17 protein-coding genes are annotated in these 17,519 nt (G+C 75.0%); 12 read left to right on the top strand and 5 right to left on the bottom strand.

Annotated elements, in window-relative coordinates; all coding sequences use genetic code 11:
- Positions 1–98: 98 nt before the first annotated feature.
- Genes F593_RS0103430 through polX form a run of 4 tightly spaced genes read left to right on the top strand, consistent with a single transcriptional unit; the run spans position 99 to position 5,052 of the window.
- Entirely contained in the window at positions 99–983 is an 885-nt protein-coding gene (locus tag F593_RS0103430; protein ID WP_022927362.1) for an aldo/keto reductase, read from the top strand.
- A gap of 60 nt (positions 984–1,043) precedes the next feature.
- Positions 1,044–2,222, top strand: coding sequence for an oxygenase MpaB family protein (locus F593_RS22160; protein ID WP_022927361.1), 1,179 nt, complete (start codon positions 1,044–1,046; stop codon positions 2,220–2,222).
- A 57-nt stretch (positions 2,223–2,279) separates the two neighbouring features.
- A complete protein-coding gene (locus tag F593_RS0103420; protein WP_022927360.1) occupies positions 2,280–3,266 on the top strand; it encodes an iron-siderophore ABC transporter substrate-binding protein in 987 nt (328 codons plus the stop codon).
- 34 nt (positions 3,267–3,300) lie between these two features.
- Entirely contained in the window at positions 3,301–5,052 is a 1,752-nt protein-coding gene (gene polX / locus F593_RS0103415) for a DNA polymerase/3'-5' exonuclease PolX (protein WP_022927359.1), read from the top strand.
- A gap of 44 nt (positions 5,053–5,096) precedes the next feature.
- On the opposite strand, the gene F593_RS0103410 is transcribed toward polX, so the two are convergent.
- From F593_RS0103410 to F593_RS0103400, 3 genes are all read right to left on the bottom strand, one after another.
- Positions 5,097–5,699, bottom strand: coding sequence for a hypothetical protein (locus F593_RS0103410; RefSeq protein WP_022927358.1), 603 nt, complete (start codon positions 5,697–5,699; stop codon positions 5,097–5,099).
- Positions 5,696–6,202, bottom strand: a complete 507-nt coding sequence (locus F593_RS0103405; RefSeq protein WP_022927357.1) for a hypothetical protein — start codon at positions 6,200–6,202, stop codon at positions 5,696–5,698. Before F593_RS0103405 ends, F593_RS0103410 begins: the two co-directional genes overlap by 4 nt.
- Before the next feature lie 145 nt (positions 6,203–6,347).
- Positions 6,348–6,683 (bottom strand): ArsR/SmtB family transcription factor, encoded by a 336-nt coding sequence (locus F593_RS0103400; RefSeq protein WP_033205277.1) that lies wholly within the window; start codon positions 6,681–6,683, stop codon positions 6,348–6,350.
- Positions 6,684–6,779: 96 nt separating this feature from the next.
- On the opposite strand from F593_RS0103400, the gene F593_RS0103395 reads away from it, so the two are divergent.
- From F593_RS0103395 to F593_RS0103385, 3 genes are read left to right on the top strand one after another with little or no spacing between them, the layout of a single operon-like run.
- Positions 6,780–7,925: an SDR family oxidoreductase gene (locus tag F593_RS0103395; RefSeq protein ID WP_084629425.1), complete on the top strand. Its 1,146-nt coding sequence runs from the start codon at positions 6,780–6,782 to the stop codon at positions 7,923–7,925.
- A 32-nt stretch (positions 7,926–7,957) separates the two neighbouring features.
- Entirely contained in the window at positions 7,958–9,124 is a 1,167-nt protein-coding gene (locus tag F593_RS22155) for a sensor histidine kinase (protein ID WP_022927354.1), read from the top strand.
- A complete protein-coding gene (locus tag F593_RS0103385) occupies positions 9,121–9,723 on the top strand; it encodes a response regulator transcription factor (protein ID WP_022927353.1) in 603 nt (200 codons plus the stop codon). Before F593_RS22155 ends, F593_RS0103385 begins: the two co-directional genes overlap by 4 nt.
- A 67-nt stretch (positions 9,724–9,790) precedes the next feature.
- Here the strand turns inward: F593_RS0103385 and F593_RS0103380 are convergent, their stop codons facing one another.
- Together F593_RS0103380 and F593_RS22150 are read right to left on the bottom strand one after the other, a co-directional pair.
- Positions 9,791–10,444, bottom strand: coding sequence for a hypothetical protein (locus tag F593_RS0103380; RefSeq protein WP_022927352.1), 654 nt, complete (start codon positions 10,442–10,444; stop codon positions 9,791–9,793).
- Positions 10,445–10,629: 185 nt separating this feature from the next.
- On the bottom strand, positions 10,630–11,724 hold the full coding sequence (locus F593_RS22150; protein ID WP_022927351.1) for a fatty acid desaturase: 1,095 nt from the start codon (positions 11,722–11,724) through the stop codon (positions 10,630–10,632).
- A 272-nt stretch (positions 11,725–11,996) separates the two neighbouring features.
- Between F593_RS22150 and F593_RS22145 the strand changes: the two genes are divergently transcribed.
- The 5 genes from F593_RS22145 (at position 11,997) to F593_RS0103350 (ending at position 17,383) form a co-directional block, all read left to right on the top strand.
- The gene (locus tag F593_RS22145; RefSeq protein ID WP_211216143.1) at positions 11,997–13,646 is read left to right on the top strand and encodes a YncE family protein; all 1,650 of its coding nucleotides are present in this window, start codon (positions 11,997–11,999) and stop codon (positions 13,644–13,646) included.
- Between the two features lie 233 nt (positions 13,647–13,879).
- Positions 13,880–14,128 (top strand): hypothetical protein, encoded by a 249-nt coding sequence (locus tag F593_RS30215; RefSeq protein WP_022927349.1) that lies wholly within the window; start codon positions 13,880–13,882, stop codon positions 14,126–14,128.
- A gap of 68 nt (positions 14,129–14,196) precedes the next feature.
- The gene (locus tag F593_RS0103360; protein ID WP_022927348.1) at positions 14,197–14,757 is read left to right on the top strand and encodes an RNA polymerase sigma factor; all 561 of its coding nucleotides are present in this window, start codon (positions 14,197–14,199) and stop codon (positions 14,755–14,757) included.
- Positions 14,754–16,007: a hypothetical protein gene (locus F593_RS0103355; protein ID WP_022927347.1), complete on the top strand. Its 1,254-nt coding sequence runs from the start codon at positions 14,754–14,756 to the stop codon at positions 16,005–16,007. The genes F593_RS0103360 and F593_RS0103355 overlap by 4 nt, the downstream gene beginning before the upstream one ends.
- 26 nt (positions 16,008–16,033) lie before the next feature.
- A complete protein-coding gene (locus F593_RS0103350; protein WP_022927346.1) occupies positions 16,034–17,383 on the top strand; it encodes a hypothetical protein in 1,350 nt (449 codons plus the stop codon).
- The last annotated feature ends 136 nt before the right edge of the window (positions 17,384–17,519 follow it).

The raw sequence follows: 17,519 nt of genomic DNA, 5'->3' as shown, positions 1-17,519 counted from the left end.
CGACTGTAGACCCCGCCCCGCAGGACGAGGGTAGGACGCTGCGTCCGAGGTCGCCGCCGTCCCTGGTGCGGGCGGCACCGGGGCCGCATGGTGGACGCATGACCACGACCCACACCGCTCTCCTCGGCGACCGCACCGTGCGCCGCGTCGGCTTTGGTGCGATGCAGCTCGCCGGGCCCAACGCCTGGGGTCCCCCGCGGGACCCGGACGCCGCCCGCGCCGTCCTGCGCCGCGCGCTCGACCTCGGCGTGAACCACGTCGACACCGCCCAGATCTACGGCCCGGACGTCGTCAACGACCTGATCGCCGAAGCCCTGCGTCCGTACCCCGACGAGCTCGTGATCGCCACGAAGGTCGGCGGCCGTCGCGACGACGGGGGCGGGTGGATCGGCGCCGCCCGCCCGGAGCGGCTGCGCGCGGACGTCGAGGCGAACCTGCGCGGGCTGCGCGTGGAGCGGCTCGGGCTCGTGAACCTGCGGCTGATGCCCGACGGCGAGCGCGTCCCCCTCGCCGAGCAGCTCGGCGCCCTCACCGCGCTACGCGACGAGGGCAAGCTCGCGCTGATCGGCCTGTCGACCGTCTCTGCCGACGACGTGCGCGCGGCGCTCGAGATCACCCCGATCGCCGCGGTGCAGAACGCGTTCAGCGTCGTCAACCGCGCTGATCAGCCCGTGCTGGACCTCTGCCGCGCGCAGGGGATCGCGTACGTCCCGTACTTCCCGCTCGGCTCGGCGTACGTCGGCGGGCCGCAGGTCCTCGCGGCCGACCCGGCGATCGCGTCCGTCGCGGCGAAGCACGGCGTCTCCGCGGCGCAGGTCGCCCTCGCGTGGCTGCTCGCGCGCTACGACCGCATGCTGCTCATCCCGGGCACGAGCTCCATCGCGCACCTCGAGGACAACCTCGCGGCCGGCCACGTCGCGCTGGACGATCAGGACCTGGCCACGCTCGACGGGGCGAAGCAGCTCGGGAACCCCATGGGCTGAGGGGTACGAAGACGATGTGACAACCGGCGTTGCTGCATCGGGTAGCATCGGGAAACGCCCATGATCAGATCCCGCTGCCCCGCCGACCACGACGAGGCCCGCACTCGTCTGCGGGCCGCCCGCCACGTCGGCGACCCGCTCGCCGACGACCTCGTCGCCGCGTTCCGCGGGCTCCCGGGCGGCGAGGGCGCGGCGCTGCTGGACCGCGCGCTGGCGGAGGGCATCGACGCCGTCCCGGGCGCTCCGGCCGCGCTCCGGGCGCTGCTCGACGACGCCTCGCGGACACCCGCGTGGCACGACCCGGCGCTCGCGGACGCGGGGGCGACGAGCTTCTGGCGAGCCGGGGCGCCCGCGCTCGTGTTGTCCCTGACCTACGGGGCGCTCGCCTACGGGTACCAGTACGCCGACCTGTCCCGACCGCTCGCCGCGACGGGGCGGCTGGAGCGGATGGCGTCGCGCCGCCTGGGCGAGACGAGCCGGTGGCTGCTGGCGGTCACGACCCCCGGGGGGATGCGCCCGGGCGCGTCCGGCTGGATCCTGAGCGTGCGGGTGCGGGTCGTGCACGCGCTGGTCCGCGACCGCCTGCGGCGCTCGGGCACCTGGGACGAGCCGGCCTGGGGCGTGCCGATCAGCGCGGCCGGCGCGGCGGCGACCGCGATCGCCGGGTTCGACGTCTTCCCGGCCCGCGCGATGGCCGACCTGGGCCTGCGGACGACGGCCGCCGAGCGCGAGGCCCGCAGTGCGCTGTGGCGCTGGGTGGCGCACGTCATGGGCGTGCCGGAGGGTCTGCTGCCCGAGGACCACGCCGCCGCGGTCGCCCTCGCCGACGCGATCCCCGAGGTGCTCGACGGGCCGGACGCCGACGGCACCCGGCTCATGCACGCCCTGCTCCGCCACGGCCTGCCGCTGGAGGGCATGCTGCCCCGCCGCGCCGTGGGGCCGGCGCGGGCGCTCGGCGCGCCCGTGCTGGCGGCGGTCGTGCGCCGGTGGATGGACCCGGGGACGGCGGACGTCCTCGGCGTGCCCCGCTCGCCGCTGGGCCGGCTGATCCCGCTGGTCCGGCCGGTGTCGCGGGCGCAGGCGGCGGTGCTCGCGACGGGGCTCCTGGGGGACGAGGGGCGGGTCGCGCGGGCGCAGATCGGTGCGCTGCGGCGGCTGCTCGACGCGGCCGGCGACCCCGCCGCCCCCGTCTCGCCGGCGGCGTCCCAGGGGCCGGCGCTCCACGCGTCGCGCGCGTAGCCCGGGTGGGGAGGCACGGTTAGGGTGCCCTCCGTGCCGATCGTTTAGGGTCCCCTCATGCGAATTCGGACCCTGTGCGCGGCGCTCGCGACGACCCTGGTGCTCGCCTCGTGCGGCTCCGACGACGAGAAGGCCACGACGAGCACCACCGCTGCTGCGTCAGGCGCCTTCCCCGTCACGATCGAGGACGCCTTCGGCTCCGCGACGATCGAGAAGCAGCCCGAGCGCGTGGCGGCCGTCGGCTTCAACGAGCAGGACTTCGTGATGGCGCTCGGCATCAAGCCGGTCGCGATCCGCGAGACCCTCGGCGCGTTCGACTACCTCAACCGCAAGTGGGCCCCGGGCGCCAACGACCCGAAGCCCGCCCTCGTGGGCGGCCCCGAGATCTCGTTCGAGAAGCTCGCCGCGGCGCGGCCCGACGTCATCCTCGGCGTCTACTCCTTCGCGGACGCGGCGACGTACGGCAAGCTGGCGAAGATCGCCCCGACGGTCGTCCAGCCCAAGGACGCGGGCGCCGGCGGCGCCCCGTGGGACCAGCAGATGATGATCACGGGCCGCGCGCTCGGCCGCGAGGACCAGGCGAAGAAGATCGTCGCCGACGTGAACGCCAAGTTCGCCGCGCAGAAGGACGCGCACCCGGAGTTCCAGGGCAAGAAGCTGACGGTCGCGTTCGAGAGCGGCAAGACGGTCTTCTCGCTCACCGACGACGACCTGCGCCAGCGGTTCTTCACCGACCTCGGCTTCGAGACGCCGAAGGAGGCCGGCGAGACCGACATCAGCGCCGAGCGCCTCGACGTGCTCGACCAGGACGTCCTCGTCCTGATCACGGACGGCACCCGCAAGCTCTCCGACGACGAGCTCTTCCAGCGCCTCGACGTCGCGAAGGAGGGCCGCGTGATCGAGGTCACCGCCGACAGCGACTTCGCCGGTGCCCTGGGCTACAACAGCCCGCTCAGCCGCCCGTTCCTGCTCGAGCAGGTCGTGCCGCAGCTCGCGGCCGCCGTCGACGGCGACCCGGCCACGAAGGTCCCCGCCGCGAAGTAGGCGGACCGGTGGGCCGACCCCGTAGGGTCGGCCCATGGCCGCCGACGCCGCAGCGCCCAAGGACCCGAGCAACAGCCAGATCGCCGAGCTCTTCGAGGAGCTCGCCGACCGGTACGAGCTCGACGGGGCCGTCGTCCACCGCGTACTCGCCTACCGCAACGCGGCGAAGGCCACGCGCGACGCGCCCCGCTCCGTCGCCGCGATGACGCGCGCGGGCACCGTCACCGAGCTGCCCGGGATCGGCAAGACGCTCGAGGAGAAGCTCGTTGCCCTGGTCGAGACGGGCGAGATCCCGGCGCTCGAGAAGCTGCGGGCCAAGATCCCCGAGGGCCTGCTCGTCATCACCCGCCTCCCCGGCCTGGGCCCCAAGCGCGCCCGCAAGCTCCACGAGGAGCTCGGCGTGGACGGCCCCGCCGCGTTGCGCACGGCGATCGAGCAGCACAAGGTCGCCGCGCTGCAGGGCTTCGGTGCGAAGACCGAGGCCAAGCTGCTGGCCCTCCTCGACGCGGCCGGCGACGAGGTCGGCCGCCCCAAGCGCGACCTGCTCTCCCACGCGCTGCCCCTGGCCGAGTCGCTCGTCGCCGAGCTGCGCGAGCGGGGCAAGGACGCCGGCGTCCATCGCGTCGAGGTCGCCGGCTCGGCCCGTCGCCAGGCCGACTCCGTCCACGACCTCGACATCATCGCCACGGCCGACGATCCGCAGGCCCTCGTCGACGTCTTCCGCGCCTCGGAGCTGGTCGCCGAGGTCGCCTCCTCCGGCCAGAACGGCGCCCACGGGGTGCTGCACTCCGGGATGGCGGTCGACCTGCGCGTCGTCGCGCCGGACCAGTTCGGCAACCTGCTGCAGCACTTCACGGGCTCCAAGGCCCACAACGTCGCGATCCGCGAGGCCGCGGTCAAACGCGGGCTGCACGTGTCGGAGTACGGGATCCTCGACGACGAGACGGGCGAGACGGAGCGGTTCGCCACGGAGGAGGAGGTCTACGCGCGCCTCGGCCTGCCGTGGATCCCGCCGGAGCTGCGCGAGAACCGCGGCGAGCTGGCGCTCACGGAGATCCCGCCGCTCATCGAGCAGGGCGACCTGCGCGGCGACCTCCACATGCACACGACCCACTCCGACGGTCGCGCGTCGGTGCGCGACATGGCGCTCGCCGCCCGCGACCTGGGGCTGGAGTACCTGTGCATCACGGACCACTCGGCCTCGCACGGGTTCGGCAACGACGTCCAGCCCGACGAGCTGCGCGAGATCATCGCCGAGGTCCGCGCGGTCGACGCGGAGCTCGACGGCATCACCGTCCTCGCGGGCTCCGAGGTCAACATCGGGACGGACGGCACCCTGGACTACGCCGACGACGTCCTGGCCGAGCTCGACTGGGTCGTCGCGTCCGTCCACACCGCGTTTGGGAGCGACCCGACGAAGCGGATCCTCGCCGCCTGCGAACACCCGTACGTCGACGTGATCGGCCACCCGACGGGTCGCCTGATCGAGCGGCGCACCGCCTACGACCTCGACGTCGACGCGGTCATCGCGGCCGCCGCGCGCACGGGGACGTTCCTCGAGATCAACGCCTCGCCGGCCCGCCGAGACCTGCACGACGTCCACGCCCGCGCGGCCCGCGACGCCGGGGTGCTGCTGACCATCGACTCCGACGCCCACGGCCCCGACACGCTGCCGAACACCCGCTGGGGCATCGCGACCGCGCGGCGGGCGTGGCTCGCGAAGGACGACGTCGCCAACACCCGCCCGTGGGCAGAGCTGCGGAAGCTCCGCAAGGGCGGGCGCTAGGACCGCGGCCGGGCGGGGTCAGCACCGCCGCCCGGGCCGGTCCCTCAGCCGTCGGACTTGCGCTCGGCCTTCGCGCGGTCGGCGGCGTCCTTCAGACGCTGGGCCTCGTCGGAGGCGGCGAGGGCCTCCTCCTTCTTGGCCAGCGCCTCCTCCTCGGTCTTCAGGCGCTTGAGCTCGTCCTCGCGCGCCTTGTCCTCGGCGGCCGTCTTGCGGTCGGCCTCGGCCTTGTCCGACGCACGCTTGCGCTCCGCCGCGACCTCCTCGGCCTTCGCCTCGCGCTCCGCCTTCTCGGCGGCGGCCTTCTTCTTGCGGGCCTCAGCGCGGCGGGCGGCCTGCTGCCGCTTCTTCTCCGCCTCCTGCTGCTTGCGCTCGGCCTCAGCGTCGGCCCCCTGCTTCGCCGCCTCGGCCTGGGCGCGCAGGTCCTGGGCCTGGTCCCGCTCGTCGGCGGCGGTGCTGCGGCGCCGGCCCTCGGCGCGCAGCTCCTCGTCGCCGAGCACGGCCCCGACGGTCTCCTTCACCTGGCCGTCGGCGCGGTCGACGACGGTCGAGCCGCCGCGGCCGGCGAGCTTGAGCGCGGTGTCGAGGGGGACGCGCGCCACCTTCACGCCGGTCCGCACCGCGAACCCGGGGATGCCGAACAGCTTCATCGTCCCGCCTCCGGGTCGAGCTGCGCCGCTCGGCGCTCGGCCTCTGCGGCCTCGCGCTCCAGGCGCTGGGCCTCCGTCTCGCCCTCCGCGCGGGCCTGGGCGGCCTCGCGCTCGGCGACGCCGGCCTGCGCGGCGCCCTGACGACGCTCGGCGGCCGCGGCCTGCTCCTCGGCGGCGGCATCCTCGGCGGCGCGCTGCTCCGCGGTCTTCGCCTCGGCCTCGATCCGCTCCTCGCGGCGCTTCGCCTCGACCTCGGCCTCGAGCTCCTCGCGGCGACGCTGGATCTCGGCCCGCTCCTCCTCGGTCTCGGCCACGCCCTCGGCGCGGCGGGCCTCGGCGGCCTCCTCGTTCGCCGCGGCCTGCTGGTCGGCGGTGGCCTCCTGCAGTCGGCCCTCGCGCTGCAGCGTGTCGTCGCCGACGAGGCCGCCGGCGGCCTGCTTGGCCTTACCGGCGAGCTTGCCGACGAGCCCGCCCGTCGTGCTCTGCTCTTCGTCTTGGGTCACGCCGGTCCCCTACCCGAACGCGACGGGCGTACACAGCGGTTTCGTGTGCGGTGGCTCCGGTTGCGACCCGCGGTCGCAAACGGCGGGTGCCGGAGTCGAGGGCCGGCCGGTGCCGGCGGTCGGGGTGGGCCGCCGACCACTCCGGTCAGATCTCCGCGCGCAGCAGCTCCGCGAGCCGGGCGATCCGCTCCTCGTCACGCCGGTAGTGCGTCCACTGCCCCATGCGGCGGCTCGTGACGAGCCCGGCGCGTCCGAGGGTCGCCATGAACTGGGAGGCGGTCGACTGCGAGACCTCGGCCTTGGCCTGGATGTGCTTCAGGCAGACGCCGAACTCCTCCGGCGGGTGGTCCTGCGGGGGGAAGTTCGCCGCCGGATCCTTCAGCCATCCCATGATCCGCAGGCGCGTCGGGTTCGAGAGTGCCTTCAGGCCCTGCAGCAGCTCGTCGTCGTCCGGCGTCACCCCATCATCGTACCGTCCCATCGCGAATTGCCGATGTTCGTGGTAGAACTCCGCCCTCGGTTCGAAAGATCGTGAAAAAGCGATCTATCGATATGCCTCCCAAGGATGGATCCCACGATGAGCAGCTCCACGCCCGACAGCTCCACGCCCGACAGCTCCACGCCCGACGTCCCTGCGACCGCCGCCTCGCGCACGGCCGCCCCCGACGACGCCGCGCGCCAGGTGGCGCTCGTCGTCGGCGCCCAGGGGGTGATCGGTCGCGGCATCGTCGACGAGCTGCTCCGCCGCGGCGACTGGGACGTCGTCGGGCTGTCGCGGCGCGGCGGCGAGACGGCACCGCGCCTGCGCCACGTCGCCGTCGACCTGCTGGACCCGGCCGCCTCGCGGGAGCGGCTCGCGGGCCTCACGGACGTGACGCACGTCTTCTACGCCGCGTTCCAGGACCGCCCGACGCCGTCGGAGCTCGTGGCGCCGAACGTCGCGATGCTGCGCAACGTCCTCGACGCGATCGAGCCGGTGGCCCCGGGCCTGCGGCACGTGAGCCTGATGCAGGGCTACAAGGTCTACGGCGCGCACCTCGGGCCGTTCACGACCCCGGCGCGCGAGGATGAGCCGGGGCACATGCCGCCGGAGTTCAACGTCGACCAGCAGGCGCTGCTCGAGGAGCGGCGCGCCGGGGCGGCGTGGACGTGGTCCGCGATTCGCCCGTCCGTCGTCGCCGGGTACGCGCTCGGCAACCCGATGAACCTCGCGATGGTCATCGCGGTCTACGCGTCGATCAGCAAGGAGCTCGGGCTGCCGCTGCGCTTCCCCGGGACCCAGGGGGCCTACGACACGCTCATGGAGATGACGGACGCCGGGCTGCTCGCCCGCGCGGTCGTCTGGGCCGGGACGGACGAGCGCTGCGCGGACGGGGCGTTCAACATCGCCAACGGCGACCTCTTCCGCTGGAACCGCATGTGGCCGGCGATCGCCGGCGCGTTCGGGCTCGAGGTCGCCCCGCCGCTGCCGCTGCAGCTCGACGCGGTCATGGCGGACAAGGAGCCGGTCTGGGACGCGATGGTGGAGCGCCACGGCCTGGCGCCCAACGCCTACGCCGACGTCTCCTCCTGGGCGTTCGGCGACGCCGTCTTCTCCTGGGACTACGACTTCTTCGCGGACGGCTCGAAGGCCCGCCGGCACGGGTTCCACGAGCACGTCGACACCGAGGCCATGTTCCTCGAGATCTTCGCCGACCTCCGGAGGCGGCGCGTGATCCCGTAGGTGCCGGACGGGACGCCGCTATGTTGGCCGCGATGCCCCGCGCCGCGCGCCCCGACGATCTGGCCCGCGTCCGGTCGTACACCCGCTGGTCGCTCGTCGTCCTGGGCGCCGGGACGGTGGTGGCGCCGGCCGCGGACCTCGTGGGCGGGGACGAGACCCCGGCGGCCCGGGTCGTGCTGCTGGTGCTGCTGTTGCTCGTGGGTCTCGAGCAGCTCCGGCTGCTGCTCGGCGCGATGGGCGAGGTCGACGCTCGGGCGCTGCTGCAGCCCCGCGTGCTCGCCGCCGGCGCCGTCGCGCTCGGGCTGCTGGCCGTCGCGGCGGCGGACCCCGACGCGACGGGCCTCGGGTCGTGGTCGCTGCCGTTCGCGGGGCTCGTCGGCGCCGCGGCCGTCTGGGCGCCCGGGCCCCGGCGCGTGTGGCTCGTGGCGGCCGGCGCGGCGCTGGCCGCGGCCGTGGGCGCCGTGGCGGCGCTGCTGGGGGACGGGGTCGTCCTCACTGCCGTGGTCGCCCCCGTGATGGTGGTCGCGGCGATCGTCTTCGCGGACGTCCTCCAGCTGTGGGTGTGGAACGTGACGCTCCGGCTCGACGAGGCGCGCGCGACCGCGGGCGAGCTGGCCGTCCTGCGGGAGCGCCTGCGCTTCGCGGCCGACCTCCACGACGTCCAGGGCCACCACCTGCAGGCGATCGCGCTCAAGGCCGAGCTGGCCCGACGGCTCGTCGGCGTCGACGACGACGGCGCGCGGCGGAACGCGGGCGAGGTCCAGGAGCTGACCCTCGCCGCGCTGGCCGACACCCGTGCGCTCGTCCGCGGGTACCGGCGCGTCGGGCTCGTCACCGAGCTGGAGAACGCGGTGGCGATCCTGCGCGCCGCGGGCGTCGAGGCGTCCGTGACGGGTACGCCGGAGCAGGTGCCCGAGCCGCTCCAGCCGCTCTTCGGCTCGCTCGTGCGGGAGGGCGCGACGAACCTGCTGCGCCACACGGTCGCGGAGCGCTGCACGCTGTCGGTCGCCGTCGACGACGGCGAGGTCGTGCTCCGGGTGCAGGACGACGGGACGGCTCGTGCGCCGGCCACGCCGGACGACGAACCCGGCACCGGCGTCGTCGCGCTGCGCGAGCGGTTCGCGGCGGTCGGCGGGCGGGTCGACGCGGAGCCGCTGCCGGGCCGCGGATTCGCGCTGACGGGAAGGGCGCCGCGATGATCCGCCTGCTGCTGGCCGACGACGAGGACCTGCTGCGCAACGCGCTGGCGTCGCTGCTCGATCTCGAGCCCGACATGACGGTCGTGGCGCAGGCCGGGGACGGCGAGCGCGCGGTGGCGCTCGCGGCCGAGCTCGAGCCGGACCTCGTCCTCCTGGACCTCGAGATGCCGAAGCTCGACGGCGTGGAGGCCGCCCGGCGGATCCTCGCCCACCGGGCCGTGCCGGTGGTGCTCGTGACCCGTCACGCGCGCCCCGGGGTCCTGCGGCGCGCGCTGGCCGGCGGCGTCCGGGGGTTCGTGCCGAAGACGACCCCGGCGGATCGCCTGGCCCGCATCCTCCGCGACGTCCACGGCGGCGGGCGCTACGTCGACTCCGAGATCGCCGCGACCGCACTCACGGAGGGTGCGTGCCCGCTCAGCGACCGCGAGCTCGAGGTCTTGCGGCTCGTCCGCGACGGCCTGAGCGCCGGGGCGATCGCCACCACGGCGCACCTCGCCCCCGGCACGGTGCGCAACTACCTCTCCGCGGCGATGGCCAAGCTCGGCGCCCCCACGCGCGCCGAGGCGGCGCGCGTGGCGTGGGAGGAGGGCTGGATCTAGCCGCGGGCGGGCCTACGGCCGCGGACGGGCCTACGGCCGCGGGCGGGCCTACGGCCGCGGACGCGCCCTACAGCCGGGGACGTGTCAGCCGCGTGACGAGGGTCGCGACGCCGGCGAGCACGCCCAGCAGGGCGCACACGCCCACGGCGATCACGGCCGGGAGGGGCATCGCGATCCGGGTCGCGCCCATCTCGACGGCCGCGGCCGGGACCGCCGCGCCCAGCAGCGTGGCCGCCCCGCGGGAGGCGGGCGCATCGGCGGCGGCTGTCGCGGCGGCGGCCGCCGCGGCCTTCTCCGCGTCGGACGCCCCGCGCCCGTCCGTCGGATCCGCCGCCGGTGCGGCCGCGCCGGCACCTGCCGGGTCGCCCGCCGCGCCGCCGTCCGTCGTAGCGCCGTCCTTCGCGGTGTCGCCGCCCTTGCCGGGCGTCCCACCCGCGGCGTCGCGGGCGGCCTTCGCAGCCTTCCCGGCCGCGCCCGTGAGCCCGAGCTGGGCGGCGTAGATCGCGTCGGAACACTCGGAGTACTCGCCCGTGTTGGCCTCGATGTCGCGCATCGCGGCGGACAGCTGGGCGTCCGAGTACCGCTTGTCGAGGGTGCCGTCCTCGCAGTCCTCGTAGATGCTCTGGACGGCCGGGGACGTGGCCGAGGCGACGGCCGGGGCTCCCGCCGTCAGTGCGACGAGCACGGCGGCGATGGTGATCGGGTGGGACGAGCGACGCATGTCGCCTCCTGGTTCGGGACGGTCGCGCCACACGCGGCGCGGGGACGTGTACCTCCGAAACAGGGGTTCGGGCCGATCGATGCGCCGGCGGCCGAGAACTTCTTCGGCGAGCCGTGACGATGATCGCTCCCGGGTCCCGGGCCTCCTCCTGCAAGGCCCGGGACGGATGCCCTCGCGGGCGGGTGCTAGGCGGCCGAGGCCGCCGGGGTGCCCGCGGCGGCGGGCGTGGAGGGCGGCGGCTCCGCGGCTTCGCGCCAGGTGACGAGGCGGCCACGGTCGGGGCACCAGAGCTTCAGGCGCGTCGACTTGACGGCGGCGCGGAGCGTCAGGACGGGGACCTTCTGGAAGATCGGCGTCGCGTCGTGCGCGGCCTGCAGGTGGTAGTTCGGGACCTTCGCCGACAGGTGGTGCACGTGGTGCAGGCCGATGTTGCCCGAGAAGTACTGCAGGACCTTCGGGAGGCGCAGGTACGAGGAGCCCTGCAGTGCGGCCTCGGCGTAGCTCCAGGTCTCGGAGTTCTCCCAGTAGGCGTCCTCGAACTGGTGCTGCACGAAGAAGAGCCACACGCCGGCGCCGCCGGCGAGCATCACCATCGGGAACTGCACGAGGAAGAAGTTCAGCGGGCCCATCAGGACGCACATGAGGGCGACGAGCGCGACGAGCGCGATGTTCGTGCCGATGATGGAGCGCTTGATGCGCGGGCGGTCCGTCCCCTTCCACAGGCGCGGCTGGATCACGAGCGAGACGATCGGGCCAAGCGTCAGCAGCACGAACGCGTTGCGCGTCAGGCGGTAGACGATGCGCTCGCCGCGGGAGGCGTTCTGGTACTCCTCGACCGTCATCGTCGGGACGTCGCCGTCGCCGCGGCGGTCGAGGTCACCCGCGCTCGCGTGGTGCATCGCGTGGCTGTGGCGCCACGCGGAGAAGGGCGTGTAGACGAGCAGCGCCGTGAAGACGCCGAGGATGTGGTTGCCCCGCTTGCTCGGCAGGAAGTTCCCGTGGGCGCAGTCGTGGAAGACGATGTAGGTGCGCAGGAGGAACCCGGAGGCCGGGATCGACAGCGCCAGCGTCAGCCAGTACGAGACGTCGAGCGACAGGTACATGACGTAGAAGAGCGCCATGTAGGGCACGACGGACGTGAGCACGTCGATCACGCTCTTGCGGACGTCGGCCCGAGCGTATGGAGCCAGATCGCTCTTCCAGGTGTTCTTGGCGTTCTGCGAACGCGACGCGGACGGGGGCGCGATGCCCTGCTCCGGTGCTGCGGTGATGGTGTTCATGGCGTACCGCCGGGGTGTCGGGTCTCGGCCCCCCCGCGTGAGGGAGACCGAACAGGGCTGCGCGCAGTGTGACCGTCCGGACCCCGTCGTGTCGAGGTCGGGTTCCCCCGGACCGTGCGGGGGCATGCCCCCGGGTGGCCCGAGACGACGCTGGCGCACTCGGCGAACGGGTGTTGACCGAGCGCCTGCGCGCCACCTATGCTGCACCCCTCGGTACGCGCCGGGGTCCGCCGTACCACCCCGGCGGGCGGAGCGAGGCAAGGGAGCAGCACGTGCACCGTCCATCCGTTCGACGACTCGCCCTCGGCGCCGTGGCGGCGCTCGGGCTGGCGGCGCCGGCGACCGCGTCCGCCGGCGCGGCACCCGGTCCCGTCCCGGGCACGAGGCCGATCCTCGTCGTCGGCAACAACCACGCCGGGACGGCCGACGTCGTCGATCCCGTCACGTTCTCGCGGCTGTTCCGCATGAACATCGTCCCCGACCTGCCCGAGCGGCTGGCCGAGATCCACCGCGACCCCGTGCGGCTCGCGTTCTTCTACCTCATCCGCTCGCAGATCGGCATGGGGCACGACCAGCTCGTCGACGACCTCTTCCCGTCGCCGGACGGCCGCGTCCTCTACGTCTCGCGCCCGAGCCTCGCGGACGTCGTGGCCTTCGACCTGCGGACCCACGAGATCCTGTGGCGGCGGCCGGTGGCGGGCAACCGCTCGGACCACATGGCGATCTCGCCCGACGGCGCGCGGCTGCTCGTGTCGGCCTCGACCGGCGGCGTGGTGCACGCCATCGACACCGCGACGGGCGAGATCGTCGCGGACATCCCGTCGGGCGACCAGCCGCACGAGAGCAACTACTCCGAGGACGGCTCGAAGATCTTCCACGCGAGCATCGGCACGGTCTTCACGCCGCTGGACGACCCGATCTTCGACGCGGCGAAGGGCGACCGGGTCTTCCAGATCGTCGACGCGAAGACGTACGAGGTCATCCGCCGGATCGACATCGGCAAGAAGCTGGCCGACGCCGGCTATCCCGGCATGAGCTCCGCGGTGCGCCCGATGGCGGTCGCCCCGGGCGAGCGCTACGTGTACCTGCAGATCTCGTTCCTCCACGGGTTCGTCGAGTACGACCTGATCGAGGACCGCGTGACCCGCGTGGTCGACCTGCCGTTGACCGAGGCCTCGCGTCGTCTGCGCCGCGACGAGTACGTGCTCGACTCCGCCCACCACGGCCTGGCGATCAACCCCGAGGGCACCAAGCTCTGCGCCGCCGGCACGATGTCGGACTACGCCGCGATCGTGCGCCGCAGCGACTTCACCGCACGGGTGATCCCCGTCGGCGAGAAGCCGTACTGGTCGACGAACAGCGCGGACGGCCGCCACTGCTACGTCTCCGTCAGCGGCGCGGACCGCGTCGCCGTCCTCTCCTACGACGAGGAGCGCGAGATCGCGAGCATCCCCGTCGGCGACCACCCGCAGCGGATCCGCGTGGGGCGGCTGAAGATCGACGAGCCCGCGCCTGGTGAGCCGGCGACGGTCCCCGGCGCACCGGCCGCGAGCGTCCCGGCGGCACCGGGCTCCGCCGCCGTCCGCGCCCGGCCCGGTCGCCTGACCCTGCGCGCCGTCACCCGACGCGACCGCCGCGCACCCTTCCGCCTGCGGGTCTCGGGCCGGATGGCGAGCACCACGACCGCCACCTGCGTCGGCACGGTGCGCGTCGAGGCGCGCCGCGGCACCGTCCGCGTCGGCCGCGCGAACCTGCGCCTGCGCCGCAGGGGCAACGCCTGCGTCTACGCCGGCACGGTGAAGGTCGGACGGACGGCGCTGCGCGGGGGCCGGACCGCCCGCCTGACGCTGCAGGCCCGGTTCGGCGGCAACGCCCTGCTGCTCCCGGGCCGCTCGGGCGTGGCGCGGGCGCGGCTGGGCTGAGGCGACTCAGGGGCGGACGGACACCTCGGGGCCCCCGCGCGGCCGGGGGCGGGCGTCGGACGGTGCACCCGACGGGCGGCGGGTGGGGTGAACGACGCTATCTCGCCCCGTTGCGGGGGAATCGCGTCACGAATCGGCCGCTCCCGACAACTACAGGGTGTGTGTCCCGTCCGACCGTCCCCGGTCCCGTCCCTCCCGATGACCCCGGTCGTCCGGCAGGTGGAGCGCTAGCCGTGCGTCTCCACACGCCGGACGACCGGGTTCTTCAGGTCGACCGCGTCGGCGGCCTGCACACCTACGCGGCCCGTACCGACGGCGGGGGCTGGACGGCGTGGGGCGAGCTGCGCACCGTCGTCGTCGCCGCGACCGGGTTCGACCCTCACGACCCGTGGGTCGACCGGGTCGTCGCCCACATCGCGGGCGGCGAGGCGCTCTCCGACGGCTCGCGCGAGGCCGAGGCGGCGCAGGCTGCGGGGGACTGAGCGGCCGCCTGACGCGGGCGGCTCGAGATCGCCGGTCACAACCGCGCACCGCCATCCGTAGTAGAGGCGTGTGGAGTGGAGACGAGCGCCGGAGCGACGAGCAGCTGCTCGCGGCCGCCGAGACGGAGCCGGAGGCGTTCGGCGCCTTCTACCGGCGGCACGTCGAGGCGCTCCTGGCGTACCTCGTGCGGCGCACCGGGCGACCGGAGATCGCGGCGGACGTATGCGCCGAGACCTTCGCGACCGTCCTGGAGCGGCTCGACGCGTTCGACCCGGAGCGCGGCGTCGCCCGCGGCTGGCTGTTCTCCATCGCGAGCCACCAGCTGATCGACGCGGTGCGCCGCGGGCAGGTCGAGGACCGCGCCCGCCAGCGTCTCGGCATCGAGCCGCGCGCGCTGACCGACGACGACCTGGCGTCCATCGACGCCCTGATCGAGCACGACGACGTCGACCCGCTGCTGGCCGGCCTGCCGGAGGAGCAGCGCGACGCGGTGCGGGCGCGGGTGCTGCAGGACCGGGACTACACCGAGATCGCGCGGTCGCTGGCGGTCTCCGAGGCGGTGGTCCGCAAGCGCGTGAGCCGCGGCCTGGCGACCCTGCGCGGCCAGCTGGGGGAGGCGCGGCGATGACCGACTTCATCGAGGGGCTCGAGCAGGACCTCGTCGCGGCCGCCCGCCGGCAGGCGGCGGGCGAGGCCCCGCGTCCGGTCCGCCCGCGCGGCGACGGCCGCCGCTGGCGCTGGTCGGGGCGCACGCTGCTGGTGGCCGCGGTGCTCGGGTCGGGCGTCGCCACCGCCACGGCCGCGACGACGATCGCGGTGCTGCGCGGGAGCGTCATCCCCGCGCCGGCGGCGCAGGACGTGCCGCGGGAGCAGACGCCGGTGCCGTCGACGGGTCGGGTGAGTGCGCTGCGGGTCGCGGATCCCCAGGCGGGCGTCCTGCCGTGGACGGTGCGGATCGCCCGCTCGAGCACGGGTTACCTGTGCAGCACCGTGGGACAGGTCCGCGATGGGACGTTCGGGCTCGTCGGGCTCGACGGGCGGTTCCGCGAGCTCGCCGCCGGCAACGCCGACGCGTGCGGCCACGAGCAGCGCGGCCAGGCGAGCCTCGTCGGGGCGAAGGTGCTCGCCGGGCGGCACCCGGAGGACGTCCGGACCGTGGTCAACGGTGTCGGCGGTCCGAGCCTGCGACGCGTCGAGCTTCGGACGGCCTCCGGCTCGCGGTCCGCGGACGTCGCCGAGGATGGGGCGTTCGTCGCGGTCCTGCGCGGCTACCCGGAGGACGTCGGGCTGCGGGTGATCCTGACCTTCGCGGGCGGCCACCGGCAGCGCGAGGACTTCGGCCGCGATCCGTCGCTCGTGTTGGATCCAGAAGGTGGCCCCGCGTGGCGGGCCCAGGGCTGGATGGGTTCGGGCGACGCCCGGAGCTGCGTGACGTTCACGTGGGTCCGTCGGCAGCCGCGAGCGCCGCGGGCCCCGGCAGCCTGCGGGCTGCTGTCCGTCACGGAAGGGTCGAAGGTCCGCCGACGCGGCGTGTTCTTCGCGGTGCGCCGGCTCGCGGGCGACACCTTGGCGCCCATCAGCGACTCGGAGTATCCGGCCGGCGGCCGCTGGTACCGGCGGCCGGCACGGACGGCGCTTTGGGGCCAGGCCGGCGACGACGTCCGTGCGGTGACGATCTTGGGGCTCTCGGAGGGTCCGCGTCGTCTGTCGCTCGCCCGCGGCGGCACGCTGCTCGCGGTGCTGCCCCCCGAGGTGCGGCCCGACGCGCTGCGGATCCGCATCACGACGAAGGACGGCCGCACGCGGACCGTCCGGGGAGACACCAACCTCGTCGCCCGGCCCGTGCCGGCGACGCCATCCGGGGAGCCGAAGCCTTGAGACGAACGACGAACGGACGACGTGCGGTGGCGTGGGTCGCCGGGGTGGGGATCGGCGTCGGCCTGCTGGGCGGAGGTGTCGCGGCGCTCACCCTCCCCGACGAGCGGCAGGACGGGACGGCGAACGCGGCGGTGCGTCGTGGCGACGGCGCCCCGACGAGCGGAGCGGCCCGCGCCGGCTCGGCGCCGTCGACCGGTGCGGCGCCGGCATCCGCGGTGCCGGCCGCGCCGCCGGCCGTGCGGCCCGCCGTCGGTGGCGCCGGGAAGGTCCGTCGCGTGGCCGCCGCGCGACCGCAGCCGAAGAACCCGGGCGCCGTCCTGCTGCGGCTGCGGGGCCCGATGCGGGTCGTCGTACGCCGGCCGGACCCGGCGGGCGGACCCGACTGGGCGGTGCGCGTGTTCCGCGCCGATCGGACGTTCCACGACCCCCGCGACGGGAACCGGCTGCACACCATCGGCCGCAACACCTGCGTGCAGCTCGGGCGGATCCACCAGGGCCGCTTCGGGTGGCTCGACGGCGAGGGTACGTTCCGGCCGGTGCGTCCGAGCCTGTTCGCGTCCCCGGCCAGCTGCGGCTCGCGCCGCGCCGACCTGGGCGGCCGCCCGTACCTCGATGCGCTGCAGACCCTCACGGGCACCTCCGGCGCCACCCCGCACCTCGCGGCGACCGTCGCCTGGGGGCGGGTGGGGTCCGCGGCGCGCGACGTGCGGCTCACCGTGGGCGGCGGCCCGGCCGCCGCTGCCGCTGCCGACGGCGTGGTGCTCGACGTGCGTGCCGCGGACGGAGCCGTCCCGCGCGCCGAGGTGCAGGCGACGTACCCGAAGCGGGGGACGAGGAGCGCCAAGGCCGGCGGGGGCACCGGGGCGGTCCTCGCCGTGCGCACCGCCGACCCGCGCGGCGGCCCCGCCTACGGGCTCTCGGCATCCCGCTCGAACGGGCGGTGGTGCATGGGCCGCGTCGGGCGGGTCGCGGACGGCCGCGTCGGCACGATCGACTACCGGTTCGGCACCTTCCGGCAGTTTCCGCCCCAGGGGTGCGGCGGACGAGCCGGCCGCGATCCGCTGCTGCCCGACCAGATGAGCGGCGGGGAGGACCTCGGGGACGACCCGATCTACCTCGAGGGCGCCCCGCGGGCCGAGGGCACGGCCCGGCGTTCCGCGCCCGGGTTGACGTGGACGGCCGGCCAGGTCGGCGCCGGCGTCCGGTCGATCACCTTCCGCACGCCCCGCGACGTGCGAACGCTCGCCCCGAGCGCGGTCGGCAACGCGTTCCTCGTCGTCTACGACGGGCAGTTCCCGTCGGGCCGCAGCGAGATGGTCCTCGGGCTGGCCGACGGCCGGAAGGTCCGCCGGCCGCTCTTCCTCGGGGTCTACTGACGGGCGCGGGCGTGGCCGGCGACGCGGCGGACCGTGTCCCACCGGCTCGCGGCACCTTCGCCACCGCTGCGGTGGCAAAGGTGCCGCGATGCGGGCGCGCCGTGGGTCGGCCCCGCTCGCCCGCTCCGCGGCGCGC

Source organism: Patulibacter americanus DSM 16676, assembly GCF_000420025.1.
In the GTDB taxonomy this organism is placed as follows: Bacteria; Actinomycetota; Thermoleophilia; order Solirubrobacterales; family Solirubrobacteraceae; genus Patulibacter; species Patulibacter americanus.
The sequence above is the reverse complement of the archived record's forward strand: the minus strand, read 5'-3'. Positions and strand labels throughout refer to the sequence as shown.